Below are 17856 nucleotides of genomic sequence, written 5' to 3' on the forward strand. Positions count from 1 at the left end.
TGTGACGTGAAGCCGATAATTGTCCTACTTCGCTGGATCGAGAACAACCACCGCTCGCGATTGTCTCTATAGACTGTATCCATGAACCCCATCGCGAGTGGGTTTGCCATGACGCTTGTGTCATGATGGCCCGACCGCAGGTTAGCCGCTCAAAATCCTCATTATGAATAGATCTTCCGCGTTGCTTCTCGCTCTCGCCCTGCTCCAGGGCTGCCAGGCCCTGCCCGGTGCCGACGATGCCACGGCGCCCGCCGGGCAGCAGGCCGCCGTGCCGGTGGCCAAGCCCGAGCCGACGGTCTATGGCTCGTTCAGCGAAGACACCCTGTACAGCCTGCTGGTGGCGGAAATCGCCGGGCAGCGCAACCGCTTCGACATCGCCCTGGACAACTACGTGGCCCAGGCCGAGAAGACCCAGGACGCGGCGATCTCCGAGCGCGCCTTCCGCATCGCCGAGTACCTCGGTGCCGACCAGGCCTCGCTGGACACCTCGCTGCTGTGGGCGAAAAACGACCCGGACAACATCGACGCGCAGCGCGCCGCCGCCATCCAGCTGGCCCGCGCCGGGCGCTACGACGACTCCATGAGCTACATGGAGAAAGTCCTGCAGGGCCAAGGCGATACCCACTTCGATTTCCTCGCCCTGTCCGCTGCGGAAACCGACCAGGACACCCGCGATGGCCTGCTGAAGAGTTTCGACCGACTGCTGCAGAAGTACCCCGACAACAGCCAACTGGTGTTCGGCAAGGCCCTGCTTCTGCAACAGGATGGCAAGTCCGAGGAGTCCCTGGCCCTGCTCGAAGCCCATCCGCCCAAGGACGAGACCGAAATCGCCCCGATCCTCCTGCGCGCACGCCTGCTGCAGAGCCTCGACCGCGGCTCCGAAGCCCTGCCGCTGCTGCGCAAGAGCATCGCGCGCAACCCCGACGACAAGCGCCTGCGCCTGACCTACGCGCGCATGCTGGTGGAACAGGACCGGATCGACGATGCCAAGGTAGAGTTCGCCAACCTGCTCCAGCAGTACCCGGACGACGATGAGCTGCGCTATTCCCTCGCCCTGGTCAGCCTGGAAGCCAAGGCGTATGACGAAGCCGCCGGTTACCTGCAAGACCTGATCGACCGCGACAGCCATGTCGACGCTGCGCACCTCAACCTCGGCCGTATCCGCGAAGAGCGCAACGATCCCGAGGGCGCGCTGACCGAATACGCCCAGGTCGGCCCGGGCAACGACTACCTGGCGGCGCAACTGCGCCAGGCCGACATCCTCATCGCCAACGGCCGCACCGACGAGGCCGTGCGTCGTCTCGACCAGGCTCGCGACAGTCAGCCGGACTACGCCATCCAGCTGTACCTGATCGAGGCCGAGACTCTCGGCAACAACAAGAAAGACGACCAGGCCCTGCGCGTCCTGGAAAAAGCCATCAAGCAGTACCCCGACGACCTTAATCTGCTCTACACCCGCGCCATGCTCGCCGAAAAGCGCGACGATCTGCCGCAGATGGAAAAGGACCTGCGCAGCATCCTCGCCCGCGAGCCGGAAAACGCCATGGCCCTGAACGCCCTCGGCTACACCCTGGCCGACCGCACCACGCGCTACGCCGAAGCCAAGGCGCTGATCGAGAAGGCCCACCTGCTGACCCCGGAAGATCCCGCCGTGCTCGACAGCCTCGGCTGGGTCAACTACCGCATGGGCAACCTCGACGAGGCCGAACGCCTGCTGCGCCGTGCCCTGGAGCGTTTCCCCGACCATGAAGTCGCCGCTCACCTGGGCGAAGTGCTCTGGGCCAACGGCAAGCGCCGCGAAGCCCGCCAAGTGTGGGCCAAGGCGTTTGAAACCCAGCCCGACAGCCCCATCCTGCGCAAGACAATCCTGCGCCTGACCGGATCCGAGACCCTTTAAGCCTATGTTTCTGCGCCACGTCATTACCTTCAGCCTGATCGCCCTGCTCGCCGGTTGCGCCGGTTTCGGATCGAAAGAAGCTGTTCAGGGCCAGGGCAGCCCGCAGTTGTGGAAAGAACACAAACAACAGTTGGCTACGCTCGACGGCTGGCAGATCAACGGCAAGGTCGGCATCCGCGCACTGAAGGATTCCGGCAGCGGCACCCTGTTCTGGCTGCAGCGCCAGGACTACTACGACATCCGCCTGTCCGGCCCGCTGGGCCGCGGTGCCGCGCGCCTGACCGGGCGTCCGGGCAATGTGGTGCTGGAAGTGGCCAACCAGGGCCGCTTCGAGGCCACGACCCCTGAAGCCCTGCTCGCCGAGCAGATGGGCTGGGAGTTGCCGGTCTCGCACCTGGTCTGGTGGGTCCGCGGCCTGCCGGCTCCGGACAGCAAGAGCAAGCTGACCCTCGACAGCGACAGCCGCCTGGCCAGCCTGGAACAGGATGGCTGGCAGGTCGAATACACCAGCTACACCGAGCAAAACGGCTACTGGCTGCCGGAGCGCATGAAGCTGCACGGCCAGGACCTGGACGTGACCGTGGTCCTCAAGGAATGGCAACCGCGCCAGTTGGGACATTGAGATGAACTCCACCCTGACCCTTCCGGCCCCGGCCAAGCTCAACCTGATGCTGCACATCCTCGGCCGCCGCGCCGACGGCTACCACGAGTTGCAGACCCTCTTCCAGTTCCTCGACCACGGTGACGAACTGAGCTTCGAACCACGCGCGGACGGTGAAATCCGCCTGGTCACCGAGATTCCCGGCGTCCCCCACGACAACAATCTGATCGTCCGCGCCGCACGCAAGCTGCAGCAACTGACCGGCACCTCGCTAGGCGCCAACATCTGGCTGCACAAGGTGCTGCCCATGGGTGGCGGCATCGGCGGCGGCAGCTCGGATGCCGCCACCACCCTCCTCGGCCTCGATCACTTGTGGAACACCGGCTGCTCCGAGGACCAGCTGGCCGAACTGGGCCTGGGCCTGGGCGCCGACGTGCCGGTGTTCGTCCGTGGCCACGCGGCGTTCGCCGAGGGAGTGGGCGAGAAGCTCACCCCGGTCGACCCGCACGAGCCCTGGTACGTCGTGCTGGTCCCGCAAGTGTCTGTAAGTACGGCGGAAATTTTTTCGCATCCATTGTTGACACGTAATTCAAAGCCCATTAAAGTGCGCCCCGTTCCCGAGGGAAACAGTCGAAATGACTGTCAAGCGGTAGTTGAGCAAAGTTACCCAGAAGTACGTAACGCATTGAATTTGCTAAACAAATTCACTGAAGCAAGACTCACCGGAACTGGAAGTTGTGTGTTTGGGGCCTTCCCAGGCAAAGCTGAAGCTGATAGAGTTTTGGCCCTTCTTGCAGAGACCCAGACAGGATTCGTGGCAAAGGGAAGCAACGTTTCGATGTTGCATCGCAAGCTACGAGGTCTGTAGGAACCGAGTATCAGGTACTCGCAGCAGCAGATACAGGGGCGTCGCCAAGCGGTAAGGCAGCAGGTTTTGATCCTGCCATGCGTTGGTTCGAATCCAGCCGCCCCTGCCATTTTCCTTATACTCATCCAGGTATACCCTCAGCCTTCAGGTACTGCGCGTGTCCAAGATGATGGTCTTTACGGGGAACGCCAACCCCGATCTGGCTCGGCGTGTCGTACGTCAGCTGCATATCCCACTGGGTGATGTTTCTGTCGGCAAGTTCTCCGACGGCGAAATCAGCACTGAGATTAATGAAAACGTCCGCGGTAAGGACGTCTTTATCATTCAGCCGACTTGCGCGCCAACCAACGATAACCTGATGGAACTGGTAGTGATGGCCGATGCCTTCCGCCGCTCCTCAGCGTCCCGAATCACCGCTGTGATTCCTTACTTCGGATATGCCCGCCAGGACCGCCGTCCGCGTTCGGCGCGTGTTGCAATCAGCGCCAAAGTCGTCGCTGACATGCTCACCGTCGTCGGGATCGACCGTGTACTCACCGTCGACCTGCACGCTGACCAGATCCAGGGGTTCTTCGATATTCCGGTAGATAACATCTACGGCTCCCCAGTATTGGTGGATGACATCGAAGACCAGCGTTTCGAGAACCTGATGATCGTCTCCCCGGACATCGGTGGTGTCGTGCGTGCACGTGCCGTCGCCAAGTCCCTGGGTGTCGACCTGGGTATCATCGACAAACGCCGCGAGAAGGCCAATCACTCCGAAGTGATGCATATCATCGGTGATGTCGAAGGACGTACCTGCATTCTCGTCGACGACATGGTCGATACCGCCGGCACCCTGTGCCACGCGGCCAAAGCCCTGAAAGAACATGGCGCTGCCAAGGTTTACGCCTACTGCACGCACCCTGTACTCTCCGGTCGCGCGATCGAGAACATCGAGAATTCCGTGCTCGACGAGCTGGTGGTGACCAACACCATCCCGCTGTCCGCCGCAGCACAAGCCTGTGACCGTATCCGCCAACTGGATATCGCACCGGTCGTAGCCGAAGCGGTTCGCCGCATCAGCAACGAAGAATCGATCAGCGCGATGTTCCGCTGAGGCGCAAGCCCGGCGAACCTCCGTTGACGTAAAGCGCCCCGCCCCAACACCTGTTGTTGGGGCGGGGCTTTTTTGCCCTCTCCGCTTCGGCATTGGTCGCAAATGCCCTGTGGAGCTGGCTAATTTTGGAGATACAAAATGACTGATTTCATCCTGAACGCCCAAGCGCGTACTGACCTGGGGAAAGGTGCGAGCCGCCGCCTGCGTCACGCTCTGAGCATCCCTGCCGTTGTCTACGGTGGTGACAAAGCTGCTGAATCCGTAACCATCCTGGCCAAGGAAATCGCCAAGCTGTTCGAAAACGAAGCTGCCTTCAGCCACGTTATCGAACTGAACGTCGACGGCGCCAAGCAGAACGTCGTTGTCAAAGCGATGCAGCGTCACCCTTCGAAAGGCATCATCCTGCACGCTGACTTCGTTCGCGTCGTAGCTGGCCAGAAACTGACCGCCGTTGTTCCGGTTCACTTCGTCAACGAAGAAGCTCCGGTCAAGAAAGGCGGCGAGATCTCTCACACCCTGAACGAGATCGAAGTTTCCTGCGAAGCCAAGGACCTGCCTGAGTTCATCGAAGTCGACCTGGCCAACGCCGAAATCGGCACCATCATCCACCTGTCGGACCTGAAAGCTCCGAAAGGCGTAGAGTTCGTCGCTCTGGCCCACGGTGATGACAAGGCTGTTGCCAACGTTCACGCCCCGCGCGTTGCTCCAGAAGCAGAAGGCGCTGCCGAGTAATCTACTCGGTTCGCCGGTGTTGCCCGGGTGGCGGTGATCGCGCCGCCACCCCCAACTCCAAGGAAGAGCCCCTGACGTGACCGCCATCCAGTTGATCGTCGGCCTGGGAAATCCAGGCCCCGAGTACGAACAGACCCGGCATAACGCAGGGGCTCTTTTCGTTGAACGCATCGCCAGCGCCCAGCGCGTCAACCTGACCGCTGACCGCAAGTATTTCGGCCTGACGGCAAAATTCAGCCATCAGGGCAACGATGTTCGCCTGTTGATCCCCACCACCTACATGAACCGCAGCGGCCAGTCCGTTGCCGCGCTGGCCAATTTCTTCCGAATCGAGCCGGATGCCATCCTGGTGGCCCACGACGAACTCGACCTGCCTCCCGGCGTCGCCAAGCTCAAGAAGGGCGGCGGCCATGGCGGGCACAACGGCCTGCGCGACATCATCGCGCAGCTCGGCAACAAGAACGACTTTCACCGTCTGCGGCTTGGCATCGGCCACCCGGGTGATGCCAAGCTGGTGTCCAACTTCGTCCTGGGCAAGGCGCCGCGCGCCGAGCAGGACAAGCTCGACGCCAGCATCGACTTTGCCCTCGGCGTGCTGCCGGACATCCTCGCCGGCGAATGGGCGCGTGCGATGAGAGAGCTGCACAGCCAGAAGGCCTGACTTCACGAAGAGGGATTCACCATGGGATTCAATTGCGGCATCGTCGGCCTGCCCAACGTCGGCAAGTCCACCCTGTTCAACGCCTTGACCAAATCCGGTATCGCGGCGGAGAACTTCCCCTTCTGCACCATCGAGCCGAACAGCGGCATCGTCCCGATGCCCGATGCGCGCCTGGACGCCCTGGCAGCCATCGTCAAGCCACAGCGCATCCTGCCGACCACCATGGAATTCGTCGACATCGCCGGTCTGGTGGCGGGCGCGTCCAAGGGTGAAGGCCTGGGCAACAAGTTCCTCGCCAACATCCGCGAGACCGACGCCATCGCCCACGTGGTGCGCTGCTTCGAAGACGAGAACGTGATCCACGTTTCCAACAGCGTCGATCCGAAGCGTGATATCGAGATCATCGACCTGGAACTGATCTTCGCCGACCTCGACAGCTGCGAGAAGCAACTGCAGAAGGTCGCGCGCAACGCCAAGGGTGGCGACAAGGAAGCCCTGGCGCAGAAGGCCATCCTGGAAAAACTGATCCCGCACTTCACCGAGGGCAAGCCGGCGCGCAGCCTGATGAAGAACATGGGTGACGACGAGAAGGCCGTGATCCGTGGCTTCCACCTGCTCACCAGCAAGCCGGTGATGTACATCGCCAACGTTGCCGAAGACGGCTTCGACAACAACCCGCACCTGGACGTGGTGCGAGCCATCGCCGAAGAAGAAGGCGCGGTGGTGGTGCCGGTGTGCAACAAGATCGAAGCGGAAATCGCCGAGCTGGACGAAGGCGAAGAGAAGGACATGTTCCTCGAAGCCCTGGGCCTCGAAGAGCCGGGCCTGAACCGCGTGATCCGCGCCGGCTACGCCCTGCTCAACCTGCAGACCTACTTCACTGCCGGCGTGCAGGAAGTCCGCGCCTGGACCGTCCGCGTCGGCGCCACCGCGCCACAGGCAGCCGGCGTGATCCACACCGACTTCGAAAAAGGCTTCATCCGCGCCGAAGTGGTCGCCTACGACGACTTCATCCAGTTCAAGGGTGAAGGCGGCGCGAAGGAAGCCGGCAAATGGCGTCTGGAAGGCAAGGAATACATCGTCAAGGACGGTGATGTGATGCACTTCCGTTTCAACGTCTGATTCCGGTCCGCACTGAAAAGCCCCCTGCGAGCGATACTCCAGGGGGCTTTTTCGTTCTCAGCCCGATGCCTTGCCCGGCATCAGTTCATAGGGCGACTTCCAGCCTGGCATCGCGCGGATGCGCGCCTTCCACGCCTCGATATGGCTGAACGCATCCAGGTCAATGCCGGTCTCCTCCGGCATGAACACATATCCGGCCAGCGACAGGTCGGCGATGGTCAGGCGCTCGCCGAGCATGAACGGCCGATGAGCCAGGTGCGCGTCGACGATATCGTACGCCGCTACCGCCCGCTCGCGCAGGAACCCGGTGACCGGCGTCTCGCCGATCTGTTTCAGGCCGTAGAGGAAACGCAGGGACGCGTAGTAGGAGGTGAACTTGTGGTTGTCGAAGAGCATCCAGCGCCAGATCTCTTGCCGCTCCTCCTCGTTCCGCGCCGCGAACTTGCCAGTCTGCCCGGCCAGGTACTCGAGAATCAGCGCCGACTGGGTCAGCTTGCGGCCCGCATGTTCCAGCACCGGCACCTCGCCCTGCTCGTTGATCTCGCCGCGCCAGCCCGGCTCGCGCGTCTGCCCGTTGAAGTAGTCGACGAAAACCGCTTCCCAGTCCTGTCCGCTCAGCTCGAGCATCAACGCGACCTTGTAGGCGTTCCCGGATTCGGCAAAACAATGCAATTTGAACTCTGACATGACGCTCCTTCCTCGTCCCTGAACGCGGGATTTGACCCTGAATGGCCATTCATCGCTGGCAGGCCTGCGGAGCAAAACATGTCAGTGCAGCAAGGGTCAATCTGCCATTCGGCTCTGTCTAACGCTTCGCGCCCTCCTCCTCAGTCTGCCGGATGCAACTCGAGCTGGCTTTCGGTATGCCCGGCAACGTCGCGTTCAGACAGGTGCATGGCCTGGTAGCGGCCTTCTACGAACGGCTTGGCCTGGTCCTTGTAATAGCGGTCGAAGAGCACGCCACTCTGGCCCAGCGGCAACGCCCCCAAGGCCTCCCCCGGCGCCCCCATATCGATGATACGGCGAATCGAAGGACCGTAGCTGACCGACCAAGGCGCCGGACCGGGTGGTGCAGAGAAGTTGTTTGGCACTTCGTGGCTACCGCCGACCTCGAACGGTCCGACGTTGTACAGCAGCGCCAGCACCGGCTGGGTGCCCAGCGGGTGCATCTGGGTCAGGCGATGCACCTTGCCCCATTGCCATTGCAGCGGGTCTTCGCCCAGGGTCGAGCGCAGATGGACGATCCCCGCCTGCCAGGCCTTGAGTACCGTTTCGGCGCGTCCCTCCTTCTTCGGCGTGTCGCGATCGTCCCACCACGGCGACTGCGCGTCCGCCACCAGCTTCGGCATCGCGGTGTCCAGCACGCGGCTGCCCAGCAGGTTGTCGAACAGCGCGTCACCCAGTTCGTCATGCAGGGTCGCACGCGCCAGTTCGTAGAAGAACTGGTTGAACACCGTAGCCTCCAGCGAATCCCGCGGATAGCTGCCATCCCACTGTGCCAACCGATCCAGCCACTGCTGCTGGGGTGGATCGGTCACTTGTCGACGCAGCTCAGGCAACAGGGGTTGCAGGACCCGCGCGGCGTAGTCGGTGCGCTCGTCCAATTGCAGGTGCTGGCTGTTGCTGGTATTCCAGTCGCTCCCGCCGGCCAACAGCAGGTTCAGACGCTGGCCGCGGTCCGGCAGGTTGTAGTAGCCGGGAATCACCCGGCCGCTGGGTGACGGCGGCTGGCTGTTGGCAGACAAGATGTAGCCACGCGCCGGGTTTTCCTCGTGGGGATTTTCGCTGAAGGGGTAGTAGCCGGCCTTGTCCGCCTGGTTGCCAGCACCCTCCAGGATGAACGCCGGATCGATCCGCTCAGGCCGTCGCGGCAGGGCGGCAGCGGCCCACCAAGCGATATCGCCGTGAGCATTGGCATACAGCACGTTGAGGCCGGGCGCCTGGATGCCGGCGACCGCGCTGCGCGCCTTGTCCAGGGTGTCGGCGCGATTCAGCCGGTAGAACGCGTCGACGATCGGGTTGGGCGCATCCAGATAGCTCCACCACAGGGCGATGGGACGGGTACCAGCGTTCTGGCCCAGCACATCGTTGATGATCGGACCATGGGGGGAACGACGCAGGCGCAACTCCACCGCCGCCTCGCCCTTGACCGCGATGGATTGCGTCTCCTCTTCCAGGACGACCCACTCGCCGTGGTAAAGCACCTGGCCCGGATGGGCGGCATCGGTGGTCTCGGCGATCAGGTCGATGTCGTCGTTCTGGAACATGGTCAGGGTCCAGGCGAACGCCTGGTTATGTCCCAGCAAGGCGAACGGCACCAGGCTCTGGTAGTCGCCATACAGCTCGAATCCCGGCGCCGACAGCTGGGCCTCGTACCACACCGAGGGCGCGGCGAAGCGGATATGCGGGTCCCCGGCCAGCAACGGCTTGCCGCTGTGGGTGCGGCTGCCGGCGATGACCCAGCCATTGCTGCCCTCGAACTGCGGCAAGCCGGCATTGCCGACAGCGTCCTCGCTCAATTTGGCCAGCGCCGCCATGCCGCGCCAGTCGGCTGCGGTCAACTGGGGCGCAGCCAGGGCGCCATCGGGTTGCCAGGTACTGGCGAACGGTCGCAGGTAATCCTCGCCCAGCGTGTCGCGGATGTAGGTCAGCAAGGGCTCGGTACGGAAGGCGGCGGCAAAGCTGTAGGCCATGTAGCCAATGACGCTGTAGACATCCACCGCCGTGAAGGGACGCGAGGGAATGCCCAGCAGATCGAACTCCAGCGGACGGGCGTGTCGTTGCTGGTATTGATTGATGCCCTCCAGGTACGCCTGCATGGCCTGCGCTTCGGGGCTGGAGGGGTCCGCCGCAGCCGCCTGGGCATCAGCCCGCTGGCGAATGCGCAGGGTCCGAAACAGGGTATCGGTGGGCAACAGGCGCCGGCCCAGCACTTCCGACAGCTCGCCACGTGCCAGCCGACGCAGCATCTCCATCTGGAACAGGCGGTCCTGGGCCTGGACATAACCCAGGGCGCGGTACAGGTCCGTTTCGTTCCCGGCGCGGATATGCGGCACGCCACGTTCGTCATAGCGTACCGTTACCGGCTGGTGCAGGCCGGTCACGGCCTGCGTACCCCCGCGCAAGGGCTGCTTGCCCTGTATGTAAAGAAGCAGGCCGATGGCGACAGCCAACAGCACTGCAGCAAAGCCCAGCATGATGCGTTTGATCACGTTCGATTCTCGGGTCGGGGGAAGGAAAGGACTGCGGTGCACTCACGGAGTGCCCAACAGGCGGCGATTACCGGCCTGTCGTCCCAGCAGGTTGAGCAACGGGCCGGTCATCATGGTGGTGACCACGGTCATGATGACGAACAGGGTGAACAGGCGGTCGTCGATCAGGCCCAGGTCCATGCCAATCTTCAGCACCACCAGTTCCATCAGGCCGCGGGCGTTCATCAGCACGCCGATCTGCAACGACTGCCCGGCGGGGTAGCCCGCCAGCCGGGCACCGAACCCGGCCCCGAGCAACTTGCCCGACACTGCCACCAGCAGGACCAAGGCCAGCAGGCCGAGGCCGACGCCGCTGAATGCGGCAATCGAGGTATTCAGTCCGGCGAGGGCGAAGAAGCTGGGCATCAGCACCACCACCGCCAGATGTTCGACACGCTCGACCAGCATCTCCAGCAGGCGCTGGTCACGGGGTAGGCAAGCACCGAAGAGGAAGGCACCGAACACCGAATGGACCTGCAGCCACTCGGTGATGCTGGCGTAGATCAACGCGCCGCAGACCAGGATCAGCAGCAAATAGGGAGCGTTCGGCCCAACCCGGTTGATCCATGCCTTGAACAACGGGCGCACGCCCCAGAACGAAACCACGCAGAGCAGTCCCAGGCCCAGCAGACGCAGCAGCAGGTCTTGCCAGCGCCCGTCGACCTGCATGCTCAGGGCAATCACCGCGAGCATGATCCACACGCCGATATCGCTAAGCGCTGCGGACATCAACGCCACCGTGCCCTGCTCGCTGTCGACCAGGCGCCGCTCCTTGAGAATGCGCGCCAGCACCGGAAAGGCCGTGACCGAGAACACCGTGGCGACGAACAGGATGAAGCCCAACATTGGTGCACTCTGCGGGGCAAAGGCACGGTATAGCACCGGCGCGACCAGGGCCCCCAGCACGAATGGCACAACGATGCTGCAACTGCCAATCAGCAATACACCATGCCTTGGACCGTGGCTCTTGCGCTCGGGAAAACGAAACTCGGCGCCGACCACGAACATGAAGAGAAGAATTCCCAAATCACTGAGAACTTTCAATTGCAGTTCCGCCGCGCCCCGAAATAGTGCACGATGAAAGTCTGGAAAGAAGTAGCCCAGTACAATAGGCCCCAAAATGAAGCCCGCCATCATTTCACCAATGACTTCGGGCTGACCGGCTTTCTTCAACAATGCGCCAACCGACTTGGCGACAATCAGAATAAGTACCACCTGCAGGAACAACATATCGATCCACCTTGCCTGGCTAGTATTCGAAGTCCCGCAAGTACGGGATGCGCTGCACGACAGCGGATCCTATCCAAGAAGTGTCTCCTGAAAAACCTACCGATTCCGGTAGCTTTTTCCTCGACAGTCAGCCTGTTAATTTCCCCCTGCCGCAAGATAGCCCCCATAGGCAGGCCGGGAATCAACAAGGAGTTGATGATGAGAGAGCAGATATTCGAAATTATCCAACGCACCCTTGGCGAGATTAATGCCACTCGCAAGGAGAAGATCGATCTTTCCGATGTGCGCAACCTGGCACTTTACGGAACAGCCGGCGTATTCGACTCAATGCAACTTGTAAGTTTCCTCGCCGCCGTCGAAGAGGGACTCGACGATGAACTCGATATTGAAATATCGCTGACTTCCGACAAGGCCGTTTCGCAGAAGGTCAGCCCGTTCAGCAGCGTCTCCTGCCTGATCGACTTCATCCTTGCGGAAACCCTTGAAACCCAGGCCGCGTCCGCCTGACCGCCTGCCACGCGAGGAAACAAACGTGAGCGTTACCGTCAGAAAAGCCATCAGCAGCGACATGTACCCGGTCTGCAAACTGCTGCGCGAATCGACGCTCAACTCCAACTGGATAGGCGTCAATATCCGCAAACGCATGTTCCAGGACCCTTGGGCAGGCGGTGAGGACTACTTCGGCTACGTCATGCTCGATGGCGAGGAAATCGTCGGATTTCTTGGCCTGCTGTTCACCCGACAGCCGGTGAATGGTCCGCAAGAGCGCTTTTGCGAGTTGCACAGCTGGTATGTCAAGGACGCCTATCGCAAGGAGAGCCTGAAACTGCTGTTGCCGGCGTTATCCATGCGCAAGGTGACGCTGCTCAACTACACACCGACGCCGGATGTCTATGAAATCAGCAAGAAGTTTGGTTTCACCGATCTGGAGTCTCGCCTGCGCCTGATATACCCGGTATTCAATCCATTGAACATACGCTGGCGCTATCGTCTGGAAAGTAATCTGTTCAGCATTCAGGGGCGCTTGAGTGAACAGGACAAGGTTATATTTCACGATCATGCCGGCCTGGAGTGCCGGCATCTGATGATCATCGACGAATCCAGCGGAAGAAGTTGCTACATGATCGTCAAGAAAATGCGCCGGCGCTGGTTCGAGCCATTCGCCAGATTGCTTTACGTCAGCGATCCTGAATTATGCGCGAAGACGGTCGATAGTTGGCGACTTAAACTGTGCCTGATGATGCGCGTGCAGTGCCTGGCAATAGATGCCGCCGTTCTCGGCGAACGCCGGATTGCATGTTCCAAGGTTATCAAGCGCGAAGTGCCGTCGTTGATAAAGACCCGCTCCGAATTATTGGCGGCACGTTTGATCAATCCGGTCTACAGCTTGCCGCTGCTGATCGGCTACAAGTTGCACTGACATGATTCTATTAATAACCGGCACCCGCAAAGGCATCGGCAAGGAACTGGCCCAACACTTCCTTACCCTGGGCCACCAGGTCATCGGCTGCAGCCGCGGCGAGGGCAGTATCGAGCACCCCGGCTACCAGCACTTCGCTCTCGACCTCGCCGATCCGCTGGCCGTGCGGCGAATGCTCAAACAGGTACGCCTGAGCCACGGCCATCTCGACGTCCTGATCAACAACGCTGCGCAAGCCAGCATGGCGCCATTCCTCCTGACACCGGAGGAAACCACCCGCGAGCTGTTCGCCAGCAATGTCTTCGGACTGATCAACGTCACCCGCGAGGCCGTCAAGCTGATGCAGAAAACCGAGGGCTCCTGCGCCGTGGTGATGCTCTCGACCGTCGCGACTACCTGGGCGATCCCCGGACAGTCGGTCTATGCGGCGAGCAAGGCCGCCGTCGAGCAACTGACGCGCACCCTGAGCAAGGAGCTGTACGCCTTCGACATCCGTATCAACACCCTGGCACTGCCGCTGTTCCGCAGCTCCATGACCCGCACGCTTCCCCAGGAGATCAAGCAGAAAATGATCGAACGCCAAGCCATTCCCAGGCCTTGCGTGCTCGCCGACGTGCTCGGGCCGCTGGAGTTCCTGATCTCGCCACAGTCGTCCTTCATCACCGGCGAAACCCTGAGCCTGGGAGGTGTGCAATGAGCCACCCGCTGCTGGAGACACTGGCCGCCGGCGCCGACACCGTGGCCCTCATTCACGACGGCCAGACGCACAGCTACCGACACCTGCACCAGGAGACCGAAGCAGCCTGGCAGGCGTTGCTGGCCCAGGGCGTGCAGCCCGGGCAGGCGGTGATCCTCAACGGCGACTACAGCCTGGCGACTGTCGCCACGCTGCTGGCGCTGTACCTGAACCGCAATATCGTCGCGCCGCTGGTCGAGCTCGGCGAACGCAATGTCGGCACCCTGCGCGAAGCGGCGCAGTGCGTGTACCTGGTCGCCGCCGGGGCCGACGGCCTGCGAGTCCAGGCGCTTGAGCCAGATGCCGAGGTTGCCGCTCCCGCCCATTACCAGCGCCTGCGCGAGCAGGGTCGCGCCGGCCTGGTCCTGCTCAGCAGCGGCAGCACCGGCGCCCCCAAGGCAATCCTCCATGACTTCGACGAACTGGTCCTGCCCAAGCTCGGCAAGACCCGCAAGAAGCCCACAACGCTGCTGATGTTTCTGCTGTTCGACCATATCGGCGGCCTCAACTCGCTGATCAACAGCCTGACCGTCGGCGGTTGCGCGGTGCTGCCAACCGAGCGCTCGCCCGAAGCCGTGTGCGGCCTGATCGAACGCTACGGGATCAAGGTGTTGCCGGTCAGCCCGACCTTCCTCAACCTGATCCTGATGGGGCGCCATCACGAACAGCACGACCTGTCCTCAGTGCGCCTGATCACCTACGGCACCGAAGCCATGCAACCGAGCCTGCTCGAGCGCATCCAGCGCGCCTTCCCCAAGGCGCGCATGCTGCAGACCTTCGGCACCAGCGAGACCGGGATCAGCACCACCGTCAGCCAGTCCTCGGCCAGCACGTTCTTCAAGCTCGCCGACGACGGCACCGAGTTCCGCATAGTCGACGGCGAACTCCAGCTCAAGACCCAGAGCCAGTTCCTCGGCTACCTCAACCAGGCCACCGACAACGTCACCGAGGACGGCTGGTTCCGCACAGGCGACCTGGTCGAGCAGAACGACGAGGGTTACCTGCGCATCCAGGGCCGGCAGAAGGAGATGATCAACGTCGGCGGCCTCAAGGTGCTGCCGATGGAAATCGAAAACCTGCTGCTCAAAAGCGAGCTGATCGAGGATTGCCTGGTCTACGGCGTGGCCAATGCCATCACCGGCCAGGCAGTGCACATGGACGTGAAGTCCACTGCCATCGAATGTCGCAAGGCCCTCAAGCGCTACGTACTGGACTACCTGGGACAGCACCTGGAAGCCTACAAGCTGCCGGTGAAGATCAACCAGGTCGAGCAGATCGCCTTTTCCAGCCGCTTCAAGAAAACCCGGGTGGTGGCGCTATGAGCACTATCGTCATTCTCGGCAACGAGCGCTTCGCCCTGGAGCTGGCCAGCTACCTGCGCGACATCGAGCCCACGGCGCGACTCACCCACCTCGCGCTGGAAGACCTGCTGGACAGCGACGTGCAGCTTTCGAGCAGCCACCGCTATGTCCTCGGCATCAGCGACATTGCCCGGCGCCAGTCGCTCATCGACCGCTACTTCAGCGACGGCCGCCTGGCGGCGCCGAACTTTGTCCACCCGTCAGTACGCCATCAGCTGGACCTGTCCGCCAGCCGCGGCAACGTCATCGCCGCCGACAGCTACCTGGGCGTCAACGTCCGGCTCGGCTCGTGGAACATGATCAATTACCACTGCTGCATCGGTCACCACAGCACCCTCGGCGACAACAACTTCGTTTCACCGAACTTCAACGCGGGCAACAGCGTAGCCATCGGCAGCCGCTGCTTCTTCGGCCTGAGCACCGTGGTGGTGCCACAGACGGAGATCGGCGACGACGTCACCGCGCAGGCCGGGGTGACCCTCAGCGAACAGATCCCCGAACGCTCGCATTGCAGTTCGTCCGCACGGCAAAAAATCATTCAACTGGTTGAAGGGAGTCACAACGCATGAGCAAGAAAGCCAAAGTCATCGTCATGGGCGGTGGCCCGGCCGGCAGTATCGCGGCCCTGACCCTGCAGAAACTCGGACATCAGGTCACCGTGTTCGAGAAGGAGAAGTTCCCGCGCTACCGGGTGGGCGAATCCTTCCTGCCAGGTACGTTGTCGATCCTTCACCGCCTCGGCCTGAGCGACAAGATCGATGCCGCCGGCTACGTGCAGAAGCCGTCCGCGACCTTCCTCTGGGGCAAGACCGAAGCCCCCTGGACCTTCTCCTTCACCACACCGAAGACCGAGGACTGGGTCTTCGACCACGCCATCCAGGTGCTGCGTTCGGAGTTCGACCAGATGCTCCTGGACACGTGCCGCGAACGCGGCGTGCAGGTGTTCGAAGAGGCCGCGGTGACCGAGGTCGATGTCGAACGCCCCGACCAGGTCAGCGTCCAGGTACGCCACCGCAACGAAAGCAGCGAATTCACCGCCGACTACCTGATCGACGCATCCGGCAGCAACAGCCCGCTGGTGCGCAAGCTGGGGCTGCGCGAATACGACGAGTTCTACAAGAGCGTGGCGCTGTGGTCGTACTTCGAAACCCCGGACCCGTTCCAGAACGACCTCAACGGCACCACCTTCTCGATCACCTTCGAAGACGGCTGGGTCTGGATGATCCCGCTCAAGGATGGCGTGTACAGCGTCGGCGTCATCGTCGATCAGAGCAAGCTGGCGGAAATCAAGGCCGACGGCCTCGAACAGTTCTACGACAAGACCCTGGCCAAGAGCGAACGGGCGCTGTCGATCCTCAAGGGCACGCCGCGTCGCGAAGAGGTCAAGCTGGTCCGAGACTGGTCCTACGAGACCTCGTGCTTCTCGCGCCAGCGCTTCTTCCTCTGCGGCGACTCGGCCTGCTTCACCGACCCGCTGTTCTCACAGGGCGTGCACCTGGCGTCGCAGTCGGCGGTCAGCGCGGCAGCGAGCATCGACTATCTGATGAATCAGCCGGAGCAGGCCGAAGAGGTCCACGCCTGGTACAACCGCACCTACCGCGAAACCTACAACCAGTACCATGAATTCCTCGCGTCCTTTTACACCTTCGCCTCGTTCACCGAGCCGGAGTCAGCGTTCTGGACCAAGCGCCGTATCTCCGAGTCGGCCGACGAGCGCTTCAAGCGCAAGGAATGGTTCGAGCAGCTGGTCAGCGGCGAGAACCAGAGTCGTCCGCAGATCGGCGACTTCAAGGACCGTGCCGCGACCATGATCGCCATCGGCCGCCACCAGCGCCAGGGCCTCACCGACGAGTTCATGGACGCCGAGCTCAACCCGGCGCGGGTGCGCTGGATCTCCGACCTGACCAAGCAGCTGAACCGCATCGTGCGCTTCGAATGGCAGGGCATGCAGGTCGGTACCGAGGGCTTCTTCAAGATCGAACCGCAGAGCTTCAAGCTGCAGCCACAACGCATCCTGTGCAACGGCGCGGGCAAGGACATGACCAAGTATGCCGTGAGCGGGCCGCTGCTCGGCGTGGTCGAGGCCGTGCACGAGCAACACTTCGGCTACAAGGAAATGATGATCCGTCTCAACGACGTGGGCGAGGTGAACTCCTCGCAGTTCATCATCCGCCTGATGGAAGCCGGGCTGCTCGAGGGCTTCGACAAGCACGGCGAGCGTGTGCTGGTGCAGGACCGTCTGCGCTTCGATGGCGTGGGGGTGGAATATGAAGTCTGAGGCCGATCACGACTGGCTGTTCCTCGCCGGCATCGGCAACTCCGGAAAGTCGCATTGGCAGCGCCACTGGCAGACAGGACAGAAAAACGGCCTGTGGCTGGAACACCGCGACTGGGAAGAGCCGCAGTGCGAGGAGTGGGTCGAGGAGCTGCAGCGCATGCTGCAGTCCCTGACCCGTCCGGTGGTCATCGTCGCCCACAGCCTCGGCTGCCTCCTGTTGCTGGAGTGGGCTGCGCGACATCACTCGGAGAAAATCCTCGGTGCCTTCCTGGTGGCAGTGCCTGATCCGGCCAGCGACAACTTCCCACCGCAGGCCCTGGGCTTTCGGCCGGCGGATAGCCTCGGCGCGCCGTTCCCGCTGACCATCGTCGCCAGCGAGAACGACCCTTACGGCGATCTCGACTATGTCGGGCGCAGCGCCCAGCGCCTGGGCTGCTCCTTCCGCAACCTCGGAGCGTTGGGGCACATCAATGGCAAGTCCAGGCTCGGCCGGTGGTCGCAGGGCTTCGAACTGCTGCAGGACTTCAGACGCTCGCTGAACGCCTGAACCACTGGCGCGGGCCGTTCCCACGGCCCGCGCCGCTCTCGATGAGGATCGCG

General features: G+C 62.3%; 17 protein-coding genes and 1 tRNA gene. 15 read left to right on the forward strand and 3 right to left on the reverse strand.

What is annotated here, in order from left to right; all coding sequences use genetic code 11:
• The first annotated feature begins 163 nt into the window (after window positions 1–163).
• From AC5QPF_RS27715 to ychF, 8 genes are all read left to right on the forward strand, one after another.
• Complete coding sequence (locus AC5QPF_RS27715; RefSeq protein WP_494960811.1) at window positions 164–1897, forward strand: tetratricopeptide repeat protein; 1734 nt, start codon at window positions 164–166, stop codon at window positions 1895–1897.
• Between the two features lie 4 nt (window positions 1898–1901).
• A complete protein-coding gene (lolB, locus tag AC5QPF_RS27720; protein ID WP_494960812.1) occupies window positions 1902–2519 on the forward strand; it encodes a lipoprotein insertase outer membrane protein LolB in 618 nt (205 codons plus the stop codon).
• Window position 2520: 1 nt separating this feature from the next.
• Entirely contained in the window at window positions 2521–3366 is an 846-nt protein-coding gene (gene ispE, locus AC5QPF_RS27725) for a 4-(cytidine 5'-diphospho)-2-C-methyl-D-erythritol kinase (RefSeq protein WP_494960813.1), read from the forward strand.
• Between the two features lie 34 nt (window positions 3367–3400).
• Window positions 3401–3475: transfer RNA gene (locus AC5QPF_RS27730), tRNA-Gln, on the forward strand.
• A gap of 48 nt (window positions 3476–3523) precedes the next feature.
• Window positions 3524–4465 (forward strand): ribose-phosphate pyrophosphokinase, encoded by a 942-nt coding sequence (locus tag AC5QPF_RS27735; protein ID WP_009405962.1) that lies wholly within the window; start codon window positions 3524–3526, stop codon window positions 4463–4465.
• A gap of 138 nt (window positions 4466–4603) precedes the next feature.
• Window positions 4604–5197 (forward strand): 50S ribosomal protein L25/general stress protein Ctc, encoded by a 594-nt coding sequence (locus AC5QPF_RS27740; RefSeq protein ID WP_476745955.1) that lies wholly within the window; start codon window positions 4604–4606, stop codon window positions 5195–5197.
• Window positions 5198–5273: 76 nt separating this feature from the next.
• A complete protein-coding gene (gene pth, locus AC5QPF_RS27745) occupies window positions 5274–5858 on the forward strand; it encodes an aminoacyl-tRNA hydrolase (RefSeq protein WP_494960814.1) in 585 nt (194 codons plus the stop codon).
• Window positions 5859–5879: 21 nt separating this feature from the next.
• Window positions 5880–6980: a redox-regulated ATPase YchF gene (ychF, locus tag AC5QPF_RS27750; protein ID WP_494960815.1), complete on the forward strand. Its 1101-nt coding sequence runs from the start codon at window positions 5880–5882 to the stop codon at window positions 6978–6980.
• Between the two features lie 57 nt (window positions 6981–7037).
• Here the strand turns inward: ychF and AC5QPF_RS27755 are convergent, their stop codons facing one another.
• The 3 genes from AC5QPF_RS27755 to AC5QPF_RS27765 form a co-directional block, all read right to left on the reverse strand.
• Window positions 7038–7667 carry a glutathione S-transferase N-terminal domain-containing protein gene (locus tag AC5QPF_RS27755; protein ID WP_494960816.1) on the reverse strand — a complete coding sequence of 210 codons (630 nt, stop codon included), beginning with the start codon at window positions 7665–7667 and terminating at the stop codon, window positions 7038–7040.
• Between the two features lie 140 nt (window positions 7668–7807).
• Window positions 7808–10189: a penicillin acylase family protein gene (locus AC5QPF_RS27760; RefSeq protein ID WP_494964266.1), complete on the reverse strand. Its 2382-nt coding sequence runs from the start codon at window positions 10187–10189 to the stop codon at window positions 7808–7810.
• A gap of 45 nt (window positions 10190–10234) precedes the next feature.
• A complete protein-coding gene (locus tag AC5QPF_RS27765) occupies window positions 10235–11368 on the reverse strand; it encodes a cation:proton antiporter domain-containing protein (RefSeq protein ID WP_494964267.1) in 1134 nt (377 codons plus the stop codon).
• Here AC5QPF_RS27765 and AC5QPF_RS27770 point away from each other — a divergent pair.
• From AC5QPF_RS27770 to AC5QPF_RS27800, 7 genes are read left to right on the forward strand one after another with little or no spacing between them, the layout of a single operon-like run.
• Window positions 11309–11968, forward strand: a complete 660-nt coding sequence (locus tag AC5QPF_RS27770; RefSeq protein WP_494964294.1) for a hypothetical protein — start codon at window positions 11309–11311, stop codon at window positions 11966–11968. The two genes, AC5QPF_RS27765 and AC5QPF_RS27770, sit on opposite strands and share 60 nt — an antisense overlap.
• A gap of 25 nt (window positions 11969–11993) precedes the next feature.
• On the forward strand, window positions 11994–12881 hold the full coding sequence (locus tag AC5QPF_RS27775; protein WP_494960817.1) for a GNAT family N-acetyltransferase: 888 nt from the start codon (window positions 11994–11996) through the stop codon (window positions 12879–12881).
• A gap of 1 nt (window position 12882) precedes the next feature.
• Entirely contained in the window at window positions 12883–13578 is a 696-nt protein-coding gene (locus AC5QPF_RS27780; protein ID WP_494960818.1) for an SDR family oxidoreductase, read from the forward strand.
• The gene (locus tag AC5QPF_RS27785) at window positions 13575–14939 is read left to right on the forward strand and encodes an AMP-binding protein (protein ID WP_494960819.1); all 1365 of its coding nucleotides are present in this window, start codon (window positions 13575–13577) and stop codon (window positions 14937–14939) included. Before AC5QPF_RS27780 ends, AC5QPF_RS27785 begins: the two co-directional genes overlap by 4 nt.
• Complete coding sequence (locus AC5QPF_RS27790; RefSeq protein WP_494960820.1) at window positions 14936–15547, forward strand: LbetaH domain-containing protein; 612 nt, start codon at window positions 14936–14938, stop codon at window positions 15545–15547. The genes AC5QPF_RS27785 and AC5QPF_RS27790 overlap by 4 nt, the downstream gene beginning before the upstream one ends.
• The gene (cmlS, locus tag AC5QPF_RS27795; protein ID WP_494960821.1) at window positions 15544–17256 is read left to right on the forward strand and encodes a chloramphenicol-biosynthetic FADH2-dependent halogenase CmlS; all 1713 of its coding nucleotides are present in this window, start codon (window positions 15544–15546) and stop codon (window positions 17254–17256) included. The genes AC5QPF_RS27790 and cmlS overlap by 4 nt, the downstream gene beginning before the upstream one ends.
• Window positions 17246–17803, forward strand: coding sequence for an alpha/beta fold hydrolase (locus AC5QPF_RS27800; RefSeq protein ID WP_494960822.1), 558 nt, complete (start codon window positions 17246–17248; stop codon window positions 17801–17803). Before cmlS ends, AC5QPF_RS27800 begins: the two co-directional genes overlap by 11 nt.
• Window positions 17804–17856: the final 53 nt, after the last annotated feature.

Source organism: Pseudomonas sp. Con_6 (assembly GCF_059379395.1).